The sequence below is a fragment of the Pseudomonas retamae genome (genome assembly GCF_043496865.1).
Classification (GTDB): Bacteria; Pseudomonadota; Gammaproteobacteria; order Pseudomonadales; family Pseudomonadaceae; genus Aquipseudomonas; species Aquipseudomonas retamae.
The window spans coordinates 84,393-101,386 of record NZ_JBIEIL010000008.1 but is presented as its reverse complement, the minus strand read 5'-3'; the positions used below and the strand labels follow the sequence as shown (position 1 = coordinate 101,386).

At 61.0% G+C, this 16,994-nt stretch carries 16 protein-coding genes; 9 read left to right on the top strand and 7 right to left on the bottom strand.

The window, feature by feature from the left end:
• Nucleotides 1-89 precede the first annotated feature (89 nt).
• Nucleotides 90-839 (top strand): sulfite exporter TauE/SafE family protein, encoded by a 750-nt coding sequence (locus ACGSLL_RS16955; protein WP_394507212.1) that lies wholly within the window; start codon nucleotides 90-92, stop codon nucleotides 837-839.
• Here ACGSLL_RS16955 and ACGSLL_RS16950 read toward each other — a convergent pair.
• Nucleotides 829-1,683, bottom strand: a complete 855-nt coding sequence (locus ACGSLL_RS16950) for a LysR substrate-binding domain-containing protein (RefSeq protein WP_394507383.1) — start codon at nucleotides 1,681-1,683, stop codon at nucleotides 829-831. The genes ACGSLL_RS16955 and ACGSLL_RS16950 overlap by 11 nt on opposite strands.
• Before the next feature lie 97 nt (nucleotides 1,684-1,780).
• On the opposite strand from ACGSLL_RS16950, the gene ACGSLL_RS16945 reads away from it, so the two are divergent.
• Complete coding sequence (locus ACGSLL_RS16945; protein ID WP_090284949.1) at nucleotides 1,781-2,002, top strand: DUF1127 domain-containing protein; 222 nt, start codon at nucleotides 1,781-1,783, stop codon at nucleotides 2,000-2,002.
• Nucleotides 2,003-2,066: 64 nt separating this feature from the next.
• A complete protein-coding gene (locus tag ACGSLL_RS16940) occupies nucleotides 2,067-3,293 on the top strand; it encodes a winged helix-turn-helix domain-containing protein (protein ID WP_394507211.1) in 1,227 nt (408 codons plus the stop codon).
• 96 nt (nucleotides 3,294-3,389) lie between these two features.
• On the opposite strand, the gene ACGSLL_RS16935 is transcribed toward ACGSLL_RS16940, so the two are convergent.
• Nucleotides 3,390-4,736, bottom strand: a complete 1,347-nt coding sequence (locus ACGSLL_RS16935; protein ID WP_090284945.1) for a class II 3-deoxy-7-phosphoheptulonate synthase — start codon at nucleotides 4,734-4,736, stop codon at nucleotides 3,390-3,392.
• Between the two features lie 152 nt (nucleotides 4,737-4,888).
• On the opposite strand from ACGSLL_RS16935, the gene ACGSLL_RS16930 reads away from it, so the two are divergent.
• Entirely contained in the window at nucleotides 4,889-5,644 is a 756-nt protein-coding gene (locus ACGSLL_RS16930) for a spermidine synthase (RefSeq protein ID WP_208940311.1), read from the top strand.
• Between the two features lie 107 nt (nucleotides 5,645-5,751).
• Here ACGSLL_RS16930 and ACGSLL_RS16925 read toward each other — a convergent pair whose 3' ends face one another.
• Nucleotides 5,752-6,543 (bottom strand): crotonase/enoyl-CoA hydratase family protein, encoded by a 792-nt coding sequence (locus ACGSLL_RS16925; protein ID WP_394507210.1) that lies wholly within the window; start codon nucleotides 6,541-6,543, stop codon nucleotides 5,752-5,754.
• A gap of 420 nt (nucleotides 6,544-6,963) precedes the next feature.
• On the opposite strand from ACGSLL_RS16925, the gene ACGSLL_RS16920 reads away from it, so the two are divergent.
• Complete coding sequence (locus ACGSLL_RS16920) at nucleotides 6,964-8,637, top strand: DEAD/DEAH box helicase (protein WP_090284939.1); 1,674 nt, start codon at nucleotides 6,964-6,966, stop codon at nucleotides 8,635-8,637.
• A gap of 116 nt (nucleotides 8,638-8,753) precedes the next feature.
• On the opposite strand, the gene ACGSLL_RS16915 is transcribed toward ACGSLL_RS16920, so the two are convergent.
• Entirely contained in the window at nucleotides 8,754-9,521 is a 768-nt protein-coding gene (locus tag ACGSLL_RS16915) for a DODA-type extradiol aromatic ring-opening family dioxygenase (protein WP_394507209.1), read from the bottom strand.
• 102 nt (nucleotides 9,522-9,623) lie between these two features.
• On the opposite strand from ACGSLL_RS16915, the gene ACGSLL_RS16910 reads away from it, so the two are divergent.
• Entirely contained in the window at nucleotides 9,624-10,280 is a 657-nt protein-coding gene (locus ACGSLL_RS16910) for a thiopurine S-methyltransferase (RefSeq protein ID WP_394507208.1), read from the top strand.
• Nucleotides 10,281-10,481: 201 nt separating this feature from the next.
• Here the strand turns inward: ACGSLL_RS16910 and htpX are convergent, their stop codons facing one another.
• Entirely contained in the window at nucleotides 10,482-11,369 is an 888-nt protein-coding gene (gene htpX, locus ACGSLL_RS16905; protein WP_007908619.1) for a protease HtpX, read from the bottom strand.
• Between the two features lie 303 nt (nucleotides 11,370-11,672).
• Nucleotides 11,673-12,884: a pyridoxal phosphate-dependent aminotransferase gene (locus ACGSLL_RS16900; RefSeq protein ID WP_394507206.1), complete on the bottom strand. Its 1,212-nt coding sequence runs from the start codon at nucleotides 12,882-12,884 to the stop codon at nucleotides 11,673-11,675.
• A gap of 224 nt (nucleotides 12,885-13,108) precedes the next feature.
• Here ACGSLL_RS16900 and msrB point away from each other — a divergent pair, with 224 nt between their 5' ends.
• The 3 genes from msrB (at nucleotide 13,109) to ACGSLL_RS16885 (ending at nucleotide 14,557) form a co-directional block, all read left to right on the top strand.
• Nucleotides 13,109-13,504 (top strand): peptide-methionine (R)-S-oxide reductase MsrB, encoded by a 396-nt coding sequence (msrB, locus tag ACGSLL_RS16895; protein WP_394507205.1) that lies wholly within the window; start codon nucleotides 13,109-13,111, stop codon nucleotides 13,502-13,504.
• 109 nt (nucleotides 13,505-13,613) lie between these two features.
• Nucleotides 13,614-14,099: a glutathione peroxidase gene (locus ACGSLL_RS16890; protein ID WP_034155230.1), complete on the top strand. Its 486-nt coding sequence runs from the start codon at nucleotides 13,614-13,616 to the stop codon at nucleotides 14,097-14,099.
• Nucleotides 14,096-14,557, top strand: a complete 462-nt coding sequence (locus ACGSLL_RS16885; protein WP_394507203.1) for a MarR family winged helix-turn-helix transcriptional regulator — start codon at nucleotides 14,096-14,098, stop codon at nucleotides 14,555-14,557. Before ACGSLL_RS16890 ends, ACGSLL_RS16885 begins: the two co-directional genes overlap by 4 nt.
• Here the strand turns inward: ACGSLL_RS16885 and ACGSLL_RS16880 are convergent.
• The gene (locus ACGSLL_RS16880; RefSeq protein WP_394507201.1) at nucleotides 14,541-16,862 is read right to left on the bottom strand and encodes a hybrid sensor histidine kinase/response regulator; all 2,322 of its coding nucleotides are present in this window, start codon (nucleotides 16,860-16,862) and stop codon (nucleotides 14,541-14,543) included. The genes ACGSLL_RS16885 and ACGSLL_RS16880 overlap by 17 nt on opposite strands.
• Between the last annotated feature and the right edge of the window lie 132 nt (nucleotides 16,863-16,994).

Genomic DNA, 16,994 nt, shown 5'->3' with positions numbered 1-16,994 from the left:
GGAATCGGCACAGCCATTGTGCGTTGCTGTGCGTTTCCCCGCCAGCCGCGACTGCGTAGCATGACGAGCCTGACGAAGAGGAATGTGCGGTGATGGAATTCTTATTGTACCTGTTGTTCGGCGCCGCGCTCGGCACACTCGGCGGCATTTTCGGTATCGGCGGCGGCTTGATCGCTATTCCGTTGCTCGGTGTGTGGTTCGGGCTCGATCAGCAGATCGCCCAAGGCACGGCGCTGGTAATGGTGGTACCGAACGTGATGCTGGCGCTGTGGCGTTATCACCAGCGCAATCGCATCGAGGTGCGCCATGCGCTACCGTTGGCGCTGATGGGCTTTTGCTTCGCCTGGCTCGGTTCGATCTGGGCGGTGGGCATTGATGCGCAAACCATGCGCATCGGTTTCGTGGCCTTTCTGGTGGCGCTGTCGGTGTACAACCTGCTGAAGATGTTCGGCCCGGCACCCGCAGCGACCTCGCAAATGCGCTACTCGTGGCCGTGGCTCGGTGTGCTCGGTGCCGCTTCGGGAACCATGGGCGGTTTGTTCGGCGTGGGCGGGGCAGTGGTGGCGACGCCCGTGCTGACCAGTCTGTTCGGTACTACGCAAGTGGTCGCTCAAGGTCTGTCGCTGGCACTGGCCTTACCCAGCACTGGCGTTACCCTGGTGACTTATGCAGTGCACCACGAAGTCGACTGGATGATCGGCTTGCCGCTGGCGCTTGGCGGTCTGGCCAGCATCAGTTGGGGCGTGAAAGTCGCCCACGCGATGCCGGAAAAACTCCTGCGCGGGCTGTTCTGCGGTTTCCTCGTGCTGTGTGCGGTAATGCTCGCGTTTAAAGTTTGAAACCTTCGACGATGTGCTCGGCCAGGCATTCAGTGATCGGCGACGGGTTGTTCAGGTTGCGGATCAGCATGATGCTGGCCTCGGGCAGCACCGGCAAATCTTCGGCGGCGCCCAGAATTCGAAGGTCCGGGGTGATCAGGCTCTCCAGTTGCGCGGTGATCGCCAGACCCGCGCTGACCACGGCCATCAGCGCCGACAGGCTGGTACTGTTGTAGGCGATGCGGTATTCGCGGCCCATCGCGTCCAGCGCATTGCACGCCCATAAACGGCAGAAACAATCACTGTTGAACATCGCCAGCGGCAACGGCGTCTGCTCATGGGCACTGAAGTTTTGCGCCTCGGCCCAGACGAAACGCTCCTTGCGCAGCAGTTGGCCAATCTCGTTACCCGGCTCGCGGGTGACGATCGACAAATCCAGATCGGTGCGCTGCAGCAACTGTTTGCTCGACTCGCAATGCACCTCGATCTGGATCAGCGGATAGAACTGCGCAAACCGCGAGAGAATCCCTGGCAGAAAACGCATCACGTAATCATCCGGCGTGCCGATGCGCACGGTGCCGACCATGTGCGGCTCGCGCAAAGTGTTGAACACCTCGCTGTGCAACTTGAGGATGCGCCGCGCGTAGCCGAGCAACACCTGACCTTCGGCGGTGAGACGCACCTGACGGCCATCACGTTCGAACAACTGGCGCTGCAACACGTCCTCTTCCAGACGCTTCATCTGCATGCTCACCGCCGATTGCGTGCGGTTGACCATCTCGCCGGCGCGGGTGAAACCGCCCTGATCGGCAATCGCTACAAAGGTGCGCAGTACATCGGTATCGATACTGGGGTAAGCGGACAATTGATGAATCTCCGTGATGCATGCCATCAGAAACATTCGTTGGATTGATCTTAGCGCCGGGACGAGACTTGAGCCATCCACAAAAGGAGGCAAGACGATGAAAGGTCAAAGAGAGTATGTGAACCAAGAGCAACTGTCCGGCCACGGCCATATCGTTTCCGATCTGCTGCACAAGTTTAGCCGCTGGTACGAACTGCACCGTGAACGGGAATTGCTCGCCAGTCTGAGTGACGAAGCGTTGAAGGACATCGGGGTCAGTCGTGCCGACGTTGAGCACGAAGCGGTGCGGCCGTTCTGGGACGATCCGATGCATAAATGATGAGGCCATCGCTACACAAACCCCTTTCAGGTGAGGTAGGTTGCGAGCAGACATGGAGGAATAAATGCCCGCGACGATGTCCTTTTCCCTCAAACAGGCGCGACGTCTGGCGCTGGCTGCCCAAGGGTTCAACGGGCGCCAGCCGCCGACCGTCAACGCGAACCATCTCAACCGGCTGATCGAACGGCTGGGTCTGCTGCAAATCGATTCCGTCAATGCCGTGGTGCGCTCGCACTACCTGCCGCTGTTTTCCCGTCTCGGTGCCTATCCCTCTGAGTTGCTCGACCAGGCTGCCTGGAGTTCGGGGCGTCGGCGCACGTTGTTCGAATACTGGGGCCATGAAGCGTCGCTGCTGCCGCAGTCGATGTACCCGTTGCTGGGCTGGCGCATGCAGCGCGCCAGACGCGGCGAGGACATTTATCAGCAACTGGCGAAGTTCGGTCGCGAACAGCAAGAGACCATTCGCCGCGTGCTGGCATCGGTAGAAGAGCAGGGCGCCTTGGGCGCTGGCAGTTTGTCGACTCGCGAAGACAAGGCCGGCCCGTGGTGGGACTGGAGCGCGGAAAAACTTGCGCTGGAATGGTTGTTCGCTGCCGGTGAAGTGACCGTGGCCGGGCGACGCGGTTTTGAGCGTTTATACGATTTGCCCGAACGGGTGATCCCCGCGGCGATCCTGCAACGGCCGATGCCTGATGAGGCCGAGGCGCAACGCGGGCTGTTGCTGCATGCGGCGCGAGCGTTGGGCGTCGGTACCGAGAAAGACTTGCGTGATTATTTCCGCTTGAGCCCGACGGATGCGCGGCCGCGCCTGGCCGAGCTGGTCGAGGCGGGGCAATTGCAGAGGTGCGAAGTCGCCGATTGGCGGCAAATTGCCTATTGCCTGCCGGAACCCAAGGTGCTGCGCAAGGTGGTTGCCAGTGCGCTGTTATCGCCGTTCGATTCGCTGATCTGGGAGCGCAGCCGCACCGAGCGCCTGTTCGATTTCCGCTATCGGCTGGAGATTTACACGCCGCAACCCAAGCGGGTCTATGGCTATTACGTGTTGCCGTTTTTGCACAACGAGCGGATCGCCGCGCGCGTCGATCTGCGTGCCGAGCGGGCGGCGGGGCAGTTGGCGGTGCATGCGGTGCACGAGGAAGAGCCGGGGCTGGACGAGGAGGGGATGCTGGCGCTGGCGGTGAATTTGCGCAGGATGGCGAGTTGGCTGGGACTGGCGCGGGTGCAGCTCAACTGTCAGCGCGAGAGTGCTGCGCGGTTGCGGGTGGCATTGGCGCAGATTGATGCTGGCTGAACTGACGCCTTCGCGAGCAGGCTCGCTCCCACAGGGCTCGCGACACGACGCTGAACGTGTGGGAGCGAGCCTGCTCGCGAATCGGGGCGACGCGATCTAGCGCCGGACTTGTTTCAAAGTCTCGGCAATCAAAAACGCCAGTTCCAGCGACTGATCGGCATTCATCCGCGGATCACAATGGGTGTGATAACGGTCGGACAAGCCATCCTCGGTGATCGGCCGCGCACCACCGATGCATTCGGTGACGTTCTGCCCGGTCATCTCGATATGAATGCCGCCGGCGTAACTGCCTTCAGCTTCGTGCACCTGGAAGAACTGCTTCACTTCACCAAGGATCTGCGCAAAGTCGCGGGTCTTGTAGCCGCTGCTGGCCTTGATGGTGTTGCCGTGCATCGGGTCGGAACTCCACAGCACTTGCTTGCCTTCACGCTGCACCGCGCGGATCAGGGCTGGCAAATGATCGCCGACCTTGTTCGCACCCATCCGCGCGATCAGGTTGAGACGGCCCGGATCATTGTCCGGATTGAGCACGTCGATCAGGCGGATCAGGTCGTCGGGGTTCATGCTCGGGCCGACCTTGACGCCAATCGGGTTGTTCACCCCGCGCAGGAATTCCACATGTGCGCCGTCGAGCTGACGGGTGCGGTCGCCGATCCACAGCATGTGCGCCGAGCAATCGTAGTAATCGTTGGTCAGGCTGTCGCGGCGCACGAATGCTTCTTCGTAGTTAAGCAGCAGCGCCTCGTGGGCGGTGAAGAAACTGGTTTCGCGCAGTTGCGGCGAGCTGTCCATGCCGCAGGCGCGCATGAACGCCAGGGTTTCATCGATGCGGTCGGCGAGGTGGCTGTACTTCTCGGCCAGCGCCGAGTTGGCGATGAAATCCAGGTTCCACTTGTGCACTTGGTGCAGGTCGGCAAACCCGCCCTGAGCGAAGGCGCGCAGCAGGTTCAGGGTCGCGGTGGACTGGTGATAGGACTGCAGCAGGCGTTCGGGATCGGGCACGCGGCTCTTTTCGTCGAAACCGATGCCGTTGACGATATCGCCGCGATAAGCCGGCAGCGTCACGCCTTCGATCGTCTCATCGTTGGCCGAGCGCGGTTTGGCGAACTGACCGGCCATGCGCCCGACTTTGACCACCGGGCAACCGGCGGCGAAGGTCATGACGATCGCCATTTGCAGCAACACTTTAAAGGTGTCGCGAATCTTTGCAGCGGAGAATTCGGCGAAGCTTTCCGCACAATCGCCGCCCTGCAACAGGAAGGCCCGGCCCTGGGTGACTTCGGCAAACTGCCGGCGCAGCTCGCGCGCTTCACCGGCGAACACCAGCGGTGGGTAGCTGGCCAGCGTTTGCTCGACCTGGCGCAGGTGCGCGGCGTCGGGGTATTGCGGTTGTTGCTGGATCGGCAGGGCGCGCCAGCTGTCAGGGCTCCACGGTTGGCTCATCACGGTCTCGAAATTTGATACGCAGGGAAACGCCATGGTAGCAGCAATTAGTGCGTGACCTGTTCCCGCCCCATCACCGACAATCGCCGCTTTGCCACGGCACCACAGCGGTGCCATCGCGTCACCGCGCCCGGTGACCATCAGGAGACGAAATGACTGAGGAGCGCGTCGAGCATCTGCTCGCCGAAGTACAGGATGAGTTCGGCGTGATTCGCGTGCTGGAAGTGGCCGATTACCGCTTTCTCGAATTCGGCGATGCGATCGAGCAGAGCTGCGTGTTCACCGCCGATCCGAGCTGGCTGGAGTACGACTACACCCGCGCGATGCTGATTGGCGCGCTGTGCCATGAGCAGCCGGAAAGTGCGCTGTTCCTCGGCCTCGGTGCCGGTACGCTGACTCAGGCCTGCCTGAAATTCCTGCCGCTGGAAGACGTCGAAGCCATCGAACTGCGCCCCGATGTACCGCGCCTGGCGATTGAATACCTGGGGCTGGATGACGATCCGCGCTTGTACATCCGGGTTGGCGATGCCCTCGAATTGCTGCCGAGCGCAGAGCCGGCGGACCTGATTTTTGTCGACCTCTATACCGACGTTGGCCCGGGCGTCGGGCATCTGGCCTGGAGTTTTCTCGGCGACTGTCAGAAGCGCCTGAACCCGGGCGGCTGGCTGGTGATCAATCAATGGGCGACGGATGACGGCAAGCCGCTGGGCGCGGCGTTGCTGCGCGGGCTCTATCACCGGCATTACTGGGAGCTGCCGGTGAAGGAGGGCAATGTGATTCTGATTGTTCCGGCGGACCTTGATCAGGTACTGGATGTGCCGGCGCTGACCGCCCGGGCTGAAACACTGGCGCCGCGGTTGGGCTATTCGTTGCAATCGTTGATCAACGCGATTCGCCCGGCTACTTGAGTTGTCAGTGCCGGCCCCTTCGCGAGCAGGCTCGCTCCCACATTGGAATGCATTTCCCTGTGGGAGCGAGCCTGCTCGCGAAGAGGGTCTGATAGCCTGCGAAAATTTCAGACCCCTTTGAAAACCCCGGGCCGCCGCTCCATCAACGACCGCACCCCTTCTTTGGCATCCTCACTGTTCAATAACTTTTTTACCAGTGCAGGCAAGCTCTGCGCCGCTGCCATTTCCCCCTCATAGCGCGCCTGCCGCGCCGACAGCAAAGTTGCCTGCACACCCAACGGCGCCTGCCGCGCAATCCGTTCGGCCAGCTCGATCGCCCTTGGCAGCAGATCCTCGCTGGCCATCACTTCCTGCACCAGACCCAGATGCAACGCGTCATGGGCATCGAATTCATCTCCGGTCAGCAGCCAGCGCATCGCGTTACCCCAACCGGCGATCTGCTGAAAGCGTAAAGTCGCGCCGCCAAACGGAAAGATCCCACGCTGTACTTCCATTTGCGCGAAGCGGGTATTGCTGGCGCAAAGGTTGATGTCTGCAGCCAGCATCAGCTCGATACCGATGGTCAGGCAGTAACCCTGCGCTGCGACGATCACCGGTTTGCTCACTCGTGGCCCGACGAACACGCCCCACGGATCGCACCCACCGGTCGGCACTTGCCAGCCCTCGGCAAGGGCTGCGCTGGCATTGAGCAGATCCAGGCCGGCGGTGAAATGCTCGCCATGGCCGAACACCACCGCTACTCGCGCGTCGCGGTCGGCTTCGAACTCGCCGTAGGCCAGACTCAAATCGTTCAGCAGGTCGAGGTCGAAGGCGTTGCGCTTGGCCGCTCGATCAAGGCCTATCAGGTGGACGTGACCGCGACGTTCGCGGCTGACGCGGCCGGGGCAGGGCTGATTCATGGCTGAATCCTCGGGCGGGAAGAGCGGCGCCGCGACGGTATGTCGCGGCTCAGTGAATCGTTTAAGCAGCATCGCAAGCAGGGGCGGGCCTTTGCAAAATAGACCCTGGCGCGATTATCTGCAAAACCCCATTACACAGCGCTGACACAGCGATCCGGCCAATAAAAAAAGCTCCCTTTTCGGGCAAAATCCGGTATAGTGCGCGCCGGCCTTTAACCGGGCCGCGTTTAGGTAGCGCAATTTCCCGAAGTCAGCTTCGGCTGCACGTCCGCACTGCGGGCTCTTCCTTGACGATCCATCTTCATTCATTCGTTTTCGCAAATCCCCGCCGACAAAGCTGCCAGGGCGACTCTTGAGTCTCAACACGGCATGCGCAGCTTTGGAGCATGGGTCTTTGCGGATGCACTTAGAGGCAGACCCATGACCCAGGAAACCGGCGGATTCGCCGCTTTTAATCTCAACCCGAATATTCTTGCAGCCGTCGCAGCGACTGGCTACGAAGAGCCTTCGGCGATTCAGCAGCAATCGATCCCGATCATCATGGCCGGCCAGGACATGATTGGCCAGGCGCAAACCGGTACCGGTAAAACCGCCGCGTTCGCACTGCCTATCCTGCACCGCATCGATCCTGCCAAGCGCGAACCGCAAGCCCTGATCCTGGCGCCGACCCGAGAGTTGGCGCTGCAAGTAGCAACCGCTTTTGAAACCTACGCCAAGCAAATGCCAGGCGTTACGGTCGTGGCCGTTTACGGCGGCGCGCCGATGGGCCCGCAACTCAAGGCTATCCGTAATGGCGCACAGATCGTTGTCGCCACCCCGGGTCGTCTGTGTGATCACCTGCGTCGCGACGAGAAAGTCCTGTCGACCGTGAACCATCTGGTTCTCGACGAAGCTGACGAAATGCTCAAGCTGGGCTTCATGGATGACCTGGAAGTCATCTTCAAGGCGCTGCCAGCGACACGTCAGACCGTTCTGTTCTCGGCGACCCTGCCGCAGTCGATCCGCGCCATTGCCGAACGCCACCTGCGCGATCCGCAACACGTCAAGATCCAGACCAAGACCCAGACCGTTACCGCGATCGAACAGGCTCACCTGTTGGTTCACGCTGACCAGAAAACCTCGGCCGTGCTCAGCTTGCTGGAAGTCGAAGACTTCGACGCACTGATCATGTTCGTGCGCACCAAGCAAGCGACCCTGGATCTGGCCAGCGCCCTCGACGCCAAAGGCTACAAAGCCGCGGCGCTGAACGGTGACATCGCCCAGAACCAGCGTGAGCGCGTGATCGACTCGCTGAAAGATGGCCGTCTGGACATCGTTGTCGCCACCGACGTTGCTGCCCGTGGTCTGGACGTTCCGCGCATCACTCACGTATTCAACGTGGACATGCCGTACGACCCGGAATCCTACGTGCACCGTATCGGCCGTACCGGCCGTGCCGGTCGCGAAGGTCGTGCGCTGCTGCTGGTGACGCCGCGTGAGCGCCGCATGCTGCAAGTGATCGAGCGTGTAACCGGTCAGAAGGTTGCTGAAGTCCGCCTGCCGGACGCTCAGGCCGTTCTCGATGCGCGCATCAAGAAACTGACCAACAGCCTGTCGCCGCTGGTTGGCGATGCCGAGTCGACTCACGGTGACCTGCTCGATCGCCTGACCGCTGACATCGGTTGCACCCCGCGTGCCCTGGCTGCAGCCTTGCTGCGCAAAGCCACCAACGGCCAAGCGCTGAACCTGGCGGCGATCGAGAAGGAACGTCCACTGGTGCCGAACAACGCACCGCGTGGCGACCGTCCCGAGCGTTCCGGTGATCGTCCTGATCGTGGTGACCGCGAGCGTCGCGCGCCAATGCCGTTGGGCGAAGGCCGTGCTCGTTGCCGTACCGCGCTGGGCGCGCGTGACGGTATCGCCGCGAAAAACCTGCTGGGCGCGATCCTCAACGAAGGTGGTCTGGCCCGCGAAGCGATCGGTCGCATCCAGGTGCGTGACAGCTTCAGCCTCGTCGAGCTGCCGGAAGACGGTCTGGATAAACTCCTGACCAAACTGAAGGACACTCGCGTTGCCGGCAAGCAGCTGAAACTGCGTCGCTACCGCGAAGATTGATCCGTCCTCGGGCTGATTGATCGCACATAAAAAATCCCCGACTGGTTCGGGGATTTTTTTTGCCTGCTTATCGGGCGACACAACACCCTGTGGGAGCTGGCTTGCCAGCGATAACGTCAGCCGAAACGATAAATATCCATGCCCAGCGCCCCCATCGTGAAACCCTGATGCGCCACGCTGTAAACCCCGCCGGCGCCGCGCGCAAAATACAACGGCAGCAAATGCTCATCACTCGGATGACTGCGCACGGCATGCGGCGCCTGCTGGCGATAATCATGCAGCGCGGTTTCATCGTCGGCCGCCAGCCTGTCGATCATCCAATCACGGAATTCCCGTGCCCACGGCTCGACGCTCTCGGGGCCGGCATGCCAGTCGAGTTCGCGCAGGTTGTGGGTGATGCTGCCGGAGCCGATCAACAGAATACCCTGTTTGCGCAGGCTCGCCAGCGCGCGGCCAACTCGCGTTTGCAGCACCGGCCCCGCGTGGCTCGGCAGAGACACCTGCACCACCGGAATGTCCGCTTGCGGATACATCAGCGATAGCGGCACCCAGACGCCATGATCGAACGGGCGTTGCGGGTCGAGGCGCGCCGGCAAGTGGTTGGCCGCCAACAGGGCGGCGACTTCGCCAGCCAGTTGCGGATTGCCCGGCGCCGGATACTGCACTTCGAACAATGCGCGAGGAAAACCGCCGAAGTCGTGCCAGGTTTCCGGCTGCGGATGACTGCTGACCAGTAACTCCTGGCTTTCCCAGTGTGCGGAAACCATGACAATGGCTTTGGGTTCAGGCAGTTCGGCCGCCAGCCGCGCCAATGCCGGGCCGCTGGCGCCGGGTTCCAGGGCCAGCATGGGTGAGCCATGGGAAATGAACAGGCTGGGCAACATGGTTGATTCCTGAGGGTTAAGATGACTCATCTTCGGTCAGTTCACCGATTTGAATCTAATATAAGTTTTCGCGGTTTTTCATCGATTTTTCGGGAGTGATGCATGCAGCCTGAGTTTTGGTACAAGAAATGGAATGCGAACCAGATCGGCTTTCATCAGCCCGAGGCCAATGCGTATTTGCGACGCTATTGGCCCGACCTGTCGATCGAGCCCTTGGCGCGGGTGCTGGTGCCGCTGTGCGGGAAAAGCCTGGATTTGCTGTGGCTTGCCGAGCGCGGTCATCAGGTGCTCGGAATTGAGTTGTCGGAGAAAGCGATCGAGGATTTTTTCAGCGAGCATAAGGTTGAACCGCAGATCAGCCAGAAGGGCGCTTTCAAGGTTTACCGCAGTGATGCCATCGAGTTGTGGTGTGGGGACTTTTTTACGCTGACGGCGGAGGATGTTGCCGGTTGCACGGGGTTGTACGACCGCGCCGCGCTGATCGCCTTGCCAGCGCCGATGCGTGAGCGTTATGCCGAGCATTTGCAGCAGATCCTCGTGCCGGGCATGCGGGGGTTGTTGATCACTCTCGATTACCCGCAGGCGCAAATGTCCGGCCCGCCGTTTGCGGTGGATGATCAAGAGGTGCAGCGGTTGCTCGGTGAGGGCTGGCAGGTGCAGAGGCTGGAAGAGCAGGATGTGTTGGCCGAGAGCCCGAGGTTTTCCGATGCGGGGGTGACGGAGTTGGTGGAGCGGGTTTACCGCGTGTCTTCCACATAGTTCTGTGCAGGCCGTTCCGGCTTCATCGCGAGCAGGCTCGCTCCCACAGGGTTATGCGGTGTTGATGCCATCTGTGGCACAACACAATGCTCCTGTGGGAGCGAGCCTGCTCGCGAAAGGGCCGGCATTGTCGACGCATAATCCAAGCGATATAAAAAAAGGCCCGCATCACTGCGGGCCTTCTTTTTATCGCTTTCGGAATCAACCGCGACGACGCAATGCGTCGATACGCTCTTCCAGCGGTGGGTGGCTCATGAACATGCGGGCAAAGCCCTGTTTGATGCCACCGTTGATGCCAAACGCATTCAGGGTGTCCGGCATGTGCACCGGCAGGCCCTGTTCGGCGCGCAAGCGTTGCAGTGCGCCGATCATCGCGCTGGTGCCAGCCAGGCGTGCGCCGGCTTCGTCGGCGCGGAATTCGCGCTTGCGCGAGAACCACATGACGATCGCGCTGGCGAGAATGCCCAGTACCAGTTCAGCGAAGATGGTCGCCACGTAATAGGCGATGCCCTGACCTTCTTCGTTCTTGAAGATCACCTTGTCGACGAAGTTGCCGATGATCCGCGCGAAGAACATCACGAAGGTGTTCACCACGCCCTGGATCAATGCCAGCGTGACCATGTCGCCGTTGGCGACGTGGCCGATCTCATGGGCCAGCACGGCCTTGACTTCGTCGGGCGAAAACCGCTCGAGCAGGCCCTGGCTGACCGCGACCAGTGCGTCGTTCTTGTTCCAGCCGGTAGCGAAGGCGTTCGCTTCGTAGGCAGGGAAAATACCCACTTCGGGCATCTTGATCCCGGCTTCGCGGGACAGTTGCTCGACGGTTTGCAGCAGCCATTGCTCGTGCCGGGTCCGCGGCTGGCTGATGATCTGGGTGCCCGTGCTCATCTTCGCCATCCACTTGGAGATGAACAGCGAGAACAGCGAGCCGGCGAAACCAAAGACGGCACAGAAAACCAGCAGCTGACTGAGGTCGAGGTCGACCCCGTTGGCCGCCATGAACCCGTTGAAGCCGAACAGGCTCAGGGTGATGCTGGCTATCAGCACGACCGCCAGGTTAGTGGCCAAAAACAGCAGGATGCGCATCATGGTTGTAGAAATCTCCTCAAGCTAAAGATGTAGCGTACTGCGGGGTATATAAGGTGCCGCACCGGGCTATTCAACTGAGTGACTATTTCAAACTGTGTCCTACAGCGAATTCCTTGGTATCCGGCACATTTCCCACGTCAGATCGAGACAGGGATGACGAGCAGCCACGACCCGTCGTCATTACCCCGGGCGCGGTCAGCGGGTACGAAACGCAAGTGTAGAAGGCCTAAGGGCAGGCGCAGCGCAGAAGTGTTGCTGAATCAGACAGTGCGCAACATTGGGCTGTTGCGCACTGCTGGCCATTTACTGGCGATAGGACTTGAGGAAGTTGCCGATGCGGCCGATGGCCATTTCCAGATCGTCCACGCGGGGCAGGGTGACCACGCGGAAGTGGTCCGGCCAAGGCCAGTTGAACGCCGTGCCTTGGACAACCAGCAGTTTTTCCGACAGCAGCAGATCGAGAACGAATTTCTCGTCGTTGTGAATCGGGCAGACTTTCGGATCGATTCTCGGGAATGCATACAGCGCGCCCATCGGCTTGACGCAGCTGACGCCGGGAATGTCGTTGAGCAATTCCCAGGTACGGTTGCGCTGTTCCAGCAGGCGGCCCTGTGGCAGCACCAGATCATTGATGCTCTGATAGCCGCCCAGCGCAGTCTGGATCGCGTGCTGACTCGGCACGTTGGCACACAGGCGCATGTTGGCCAGCATGTCGATGCCTTCGATGTAGCTCTGCGCGTTGTGCTTCGGCCCGGATATGGCGATCCAGCCCGAGCGGAAACCGGCTACGCGGTAGGACTTCGACAGACCGTTGAAGGTCAGGCACAGCAAGTCCGGCGCCAGCGAGGCGGTGCAGACGTGCACGGCATCGTCGTAGAGGATCTTGTCGTAGATCTCGTCGGAGAACACCACCAGATTGTGCGCCCGGGCGATTTCCAGCATGCCCAGCAGCACTTCCTTCGAATACACCGCGCCGGTCGGGTTGTTCGGGTTGATGATCACCATCGCTTTGGTGTTCGGCGTGATCTTGGCCTTGATGTCGGCCAGATCGGGGAACCAGCCGGCGCCCTCATCGCACAGGTAGTGCACGGCGTTACCGCCGGCGAGGCTGACGGCGGCGGTCCACAGCGGGTAATCCGGGGCCGGCACCAGCACTTCGTCACCGTTGTTGAGCAGCGCCTGCAGCGACATCACGATCAGCTCGGACACGCCGTTGCCCAGGTAGATGTCTTCGATGCCGACGCCTTCGACGTTTTTCTGCTGGTAGTACTGCATCACGGCCTTGCGCGCACTGAACAGGCCTTTGGAGTCGCTGTAGCCTTGCGCGGTCGGCAGGTTGCGGATCACATCCTGAAGGATTTCGTCCGGCGCTTCGAAACCGAACGGTGCCGGGTTGCCGATGTTCAGCTTGAGGATGCGCTGGCCTTCCTCCTCCAGACGTTTGGCGTGCTTGAGCACCGGGCCGCGAATGTCGTAGCAGACGTTGGCGAGCTTGTTCGATTTGCTGAACTGCATGGCGATGTGATCCTGAAAATGAACGATCCAGGCGGCGAATGGACAACCGTACTGGGAATCCTGCGTCTTCACACAGGCGGACCGATCGAGCCGCGGCTCGGATAATCCGTTTGAATGCGCCCGGTCTGGCTGCCAGACTGGTGCGTGACGAGGCGCAATCATACGTGCCACCCGATCCGTGGAAAAGGTACAGATCGGGCTTTTTCAGCCGCTGAGGTGTGATGATGGAAAAGTTGCAGAAAACCCTGGAAGAATGGAAAGCCATGCTCGATCCCGAGCAGTACAACGTGTGCCGCCTCAGTGCCACCGAGCGCCCGTTCTCCGGCAAATACAACGACACCAAGACCGAGGGTGTCTATCACTGTGTCTGCTGCAACGAGCCGCTGTTCGATTCGAAGACCAAGTTCGATTCCGGCTGCGGCTGGCCAAGTTTCTATGAGCCGATCGGCGCAAGCGCGATGACCGAAATCCGCGACACCAGCCACGGCATGATCCGTACCGAAGTGAAATGCGCGCGCTGCGATGCGCATCTGGGCCATGTGTTTCCTGACGGCCCGCCACCGACCGGCCTGCGCTACTGCATCAACTCGGTGTGCCTGAATCTCGAGCCACGCGAGTAAGCATCAACAAGGCGATCGTCAGGTCGCCTTTTTATCGGGTAATTAAATTGCACGCAATTGAATTGATCGCTATGTTTAGCCTTTGCCGACCCTTCGTGGAGCCTGTCTCATGAGTGACAACCTGCTGAACATTCCGTGCACCACCATCAAGGGTGAGCAAAAGACCCTGGCCGATTTCGCCGGCAAAGCGGTCCTTGTGGTCAATACGGCGAGCAAATGCGGCTTCACCCCGCAGTACAAGGGTCTCGAAGAACTGTGGCAGACCTACAAGGACCAGGGCCTGGTGGTATTGGGCTTTCCCTGCAACCAGTTCGGCAAGCAGGAGCCCGGCAACGAAGGCGCGATCAGTGAGTTCTGCGAGTTGAACTTTGGTGTCAGCTTTCCGCTGTTCAAAAAGATCGAGGTCAACGGCGCCGGTGCTCACCCGTTGTTCGTGCAGTTGAAGAAACGCGCGCCCGGTGTGCTCGGCTCGCAAGGCATCAAATGGAATTTCACCAAGTTTCTGATCGGCAAGGACGGCCAGTTGGTCAAGCGTTTCGCCCCGGCGACCAAGCCGCAGGACCTGAGCCGCGAGATCGAAGCTCTGCTCAAATGAGCAGCCTGCCGGTCGATTCGCTGAAGCTCGACAGCCAGTTGTGCTTCAAGCTGTACGCCGCTTCGCGAGCGGTGATTCGCGCCTACAAGCCGATGCTCGATCAACTCGGCCTGACCTACCCGCAATACCTGGCGATGCTGGTGTTGTGGGAGTGGCAGGACGCCGCGCCGCAGCAACCGACCGTCAAAGCGCTGGGCGAGCGGCTGGCGCTGGACTCGGGCACATTGACGCCGCTACTCAAACGTCTGGAGCAATTGCAGTTGGTGCAGCGCCAACGTTCGGCCCGTGACGAGCGTGAAGTACATCTGAGCCTGACGCCTGCGGGACAGGCGCTGCGTGAACGGGTCGGGCCGCTGAAGGCCCGCCTGTTGTGCGACAGCGGCGTGGACCTGGACCGGCTCAATGATTTGCGTGACGGCCTCGACCATCTGTTGGGGCAGATCAAGGCGCTGGCGTAGTCGGTACCCACTGATCGAGCAGGGCCGCCAGCTCCTCGCGGCGGAACGGCTTGGCCAGATAATCACTCATGCCGGCCGCCCTGCAGCGTTCACGTTCCTCGGACATCGCGTTGGCGGTCAGGGCGACAATCGGCAGCTGCGGCCAGCGGCCGCTCTGGCGGATCTGTCGGCTCGCCTCGTAACCGTCCATGACCGGCATGTTGCAATCCATCAGCACCAGATCGAAATCATTGAATTCAAGTTGATCCAGCGCTTCGGCACCATGGGCGGCGACCACGACCTCGCAACCCAGCTTGCCGAGCATGCCCTTGGCCACCAACTGGTTTACCGGATTGTCCTCGACCAGCAACACCCGCCCGCGACGGACTGAGGCGGCGGTGTCCTGCTGCGCATCGTTGATCGCGACCACCTCTGGCTGCAGAGTGCGTCGCAGGTTCTGGTACAACGCATTTCGCGCCAGCGGGCGTGCCTGTTGCTGCAAAGGGGCGAGGGCGGCGGCTTCTTCACTCGGCAGGAAGCTGCCGTAGGCTGTCACCAGCAGAATCGGCGCGGTGATGGCCGGTCGCAGCCCGAACAGACATTCGGGGCAATCGGTGATCAGCACATCAGGTTTGAGACCCAGCAGCGAGTCGTCGATGGTGCGTTGCGTGTATTCCAGACCCCAGACTGGCAGCAGGTTCTGCAACAGTTCCGCCAGACCACTGCTGGCCGCGGTAATGGCGAGGATCTTCCCTTGCAGCGGCGCCAGCGCCAGGGCGCGGGTGTGACAGGGCAGCGGCAGCTCGGCGCAGAATTGACTGCCGAAACCGATTTCGGAGCTGATCGTCAGCCGACCCTGCATCGCTTCGCAGAGGTTGTAGGTCAGCGCCAGCCCCAGTCCGGTGCCGCCGTACTGACGGGTGATGCCGGCGCCCGCCTGGGTGAACGGCTGGAAGATTTTCAGCTGCGCTTCCTGAGCGATGCCGATGCCGGTGTCGCAGACTTCAATGCGCACGCCTTCCTTGTAAGTCGACAGGCGCACATCGACGCGGCCGAAGCGGGTGAACTTGAGCGCGTTGGACAGCAGGTTGCTGACGATCTGCCGCACGCGGGTCGGGTCGCCGAGTACCAGCGCCGGAAAGTGCGGATCGATCAGGCAGGTCAGTTCGACGCTTGGCGCGGCGTTCTGCGACAGCAGGTTGGCGGTGTCCTCGACCAGCGAGCCGAGGTCGAACGGGATGTGTTCGAGCTCCAGTTGCCCGGCATCGAATTTCGACAGGTCGAGAATGTCGTTGAGCAACTCGACCAGCACCTTGCCCGAGTCATGGGCGATCGACAGCTGTTGCTGCTGCTCGGCATTCAGCGGCCCGTCGAGTGAAAGCGCGATCATCCCCAGCAGGCCATTGAGCGGCGTGCGAATTTCGTGGCTCATGTTGGCGAGAAACGCCGAGCGCGCTTCGGCCATGTCCAGCGCAGTGCTGCGCGCGACTTCCAGTTCCTGGTTGGACTGGCTGAGCCGCGCGTTGATGGCCTTGAGTTCGGCAGTGCGCGCCGAGACGATGTTTTCCAGTTGACCGAGGTAGTCGGTCAGACGGTTTTCCGCATTGCGCCGCTGCTGGATCTCGGTAGCGATGTTCTCGAATTGCTGATTGGCGACTTTGACCAGTACGCCGATTTCATCGTTGGCATGCCCCGCCGGGCATTCCAGGGTGGTTGGCTCGGCGCTGCGCGGGTCGCGGCCGCTGAGTTCGCGGATGACCCGCACCAGCGGTTTGGTCAGCATCACATAGAACAGCGCGAGCAGAATGCCGGTCAGCAGCAGGCTGCGGGCGAAACCGTTGAGCAGGGTGATCTCGGCGCGGCGCAGGAAACGGCTGCCGAAGGCGTAGGTGTCGACTTCCAGATTCAATACGCCAAGCGATTCGTTGGGCAGATGATCCAGATACAGGCGATCCTCGAACTGGCGCTTGGCGCCAAACAGAAAGTCGCTGATCACCCGATAGCCGCTCTGCAGCTCCGGGCGTTTGACATTGGCCAGCACCGTGCCGTTGTTGTCGGTGAGAGTGGCGGAGATGATCGCTGGCGAGCGTAACAGGCCGAGGGTCAGTTCCTGCGCCAGTTCGGCATCGATGTTGTAGGCGATGCGCGAGGCCGGATTGTGGCTGATTTCCAGCAGAGACAGGATTTCACGGTTGATGGAGGCGTCTTCGCTGGCATAATCGATGCCGATTTGCAGCAGGCTGAGCAGCGTGCCCAAAATGAACCCGACCAGCACGGTAAGCCTGGCTTGTTTGAACGACAGCCGGTGGGTGAATTTGATATCCATGGGGTGTTGAACCACTTCCGTTTCCCTTCGCTGCTCAAGCATAGTCGATCATGTATGGATACCGAGGTTCCCGAATCGCCTTGTAACAAGGCTTGCTCGGGTGATTGGGGTCTGTGTGTCGTCGCTGGATCG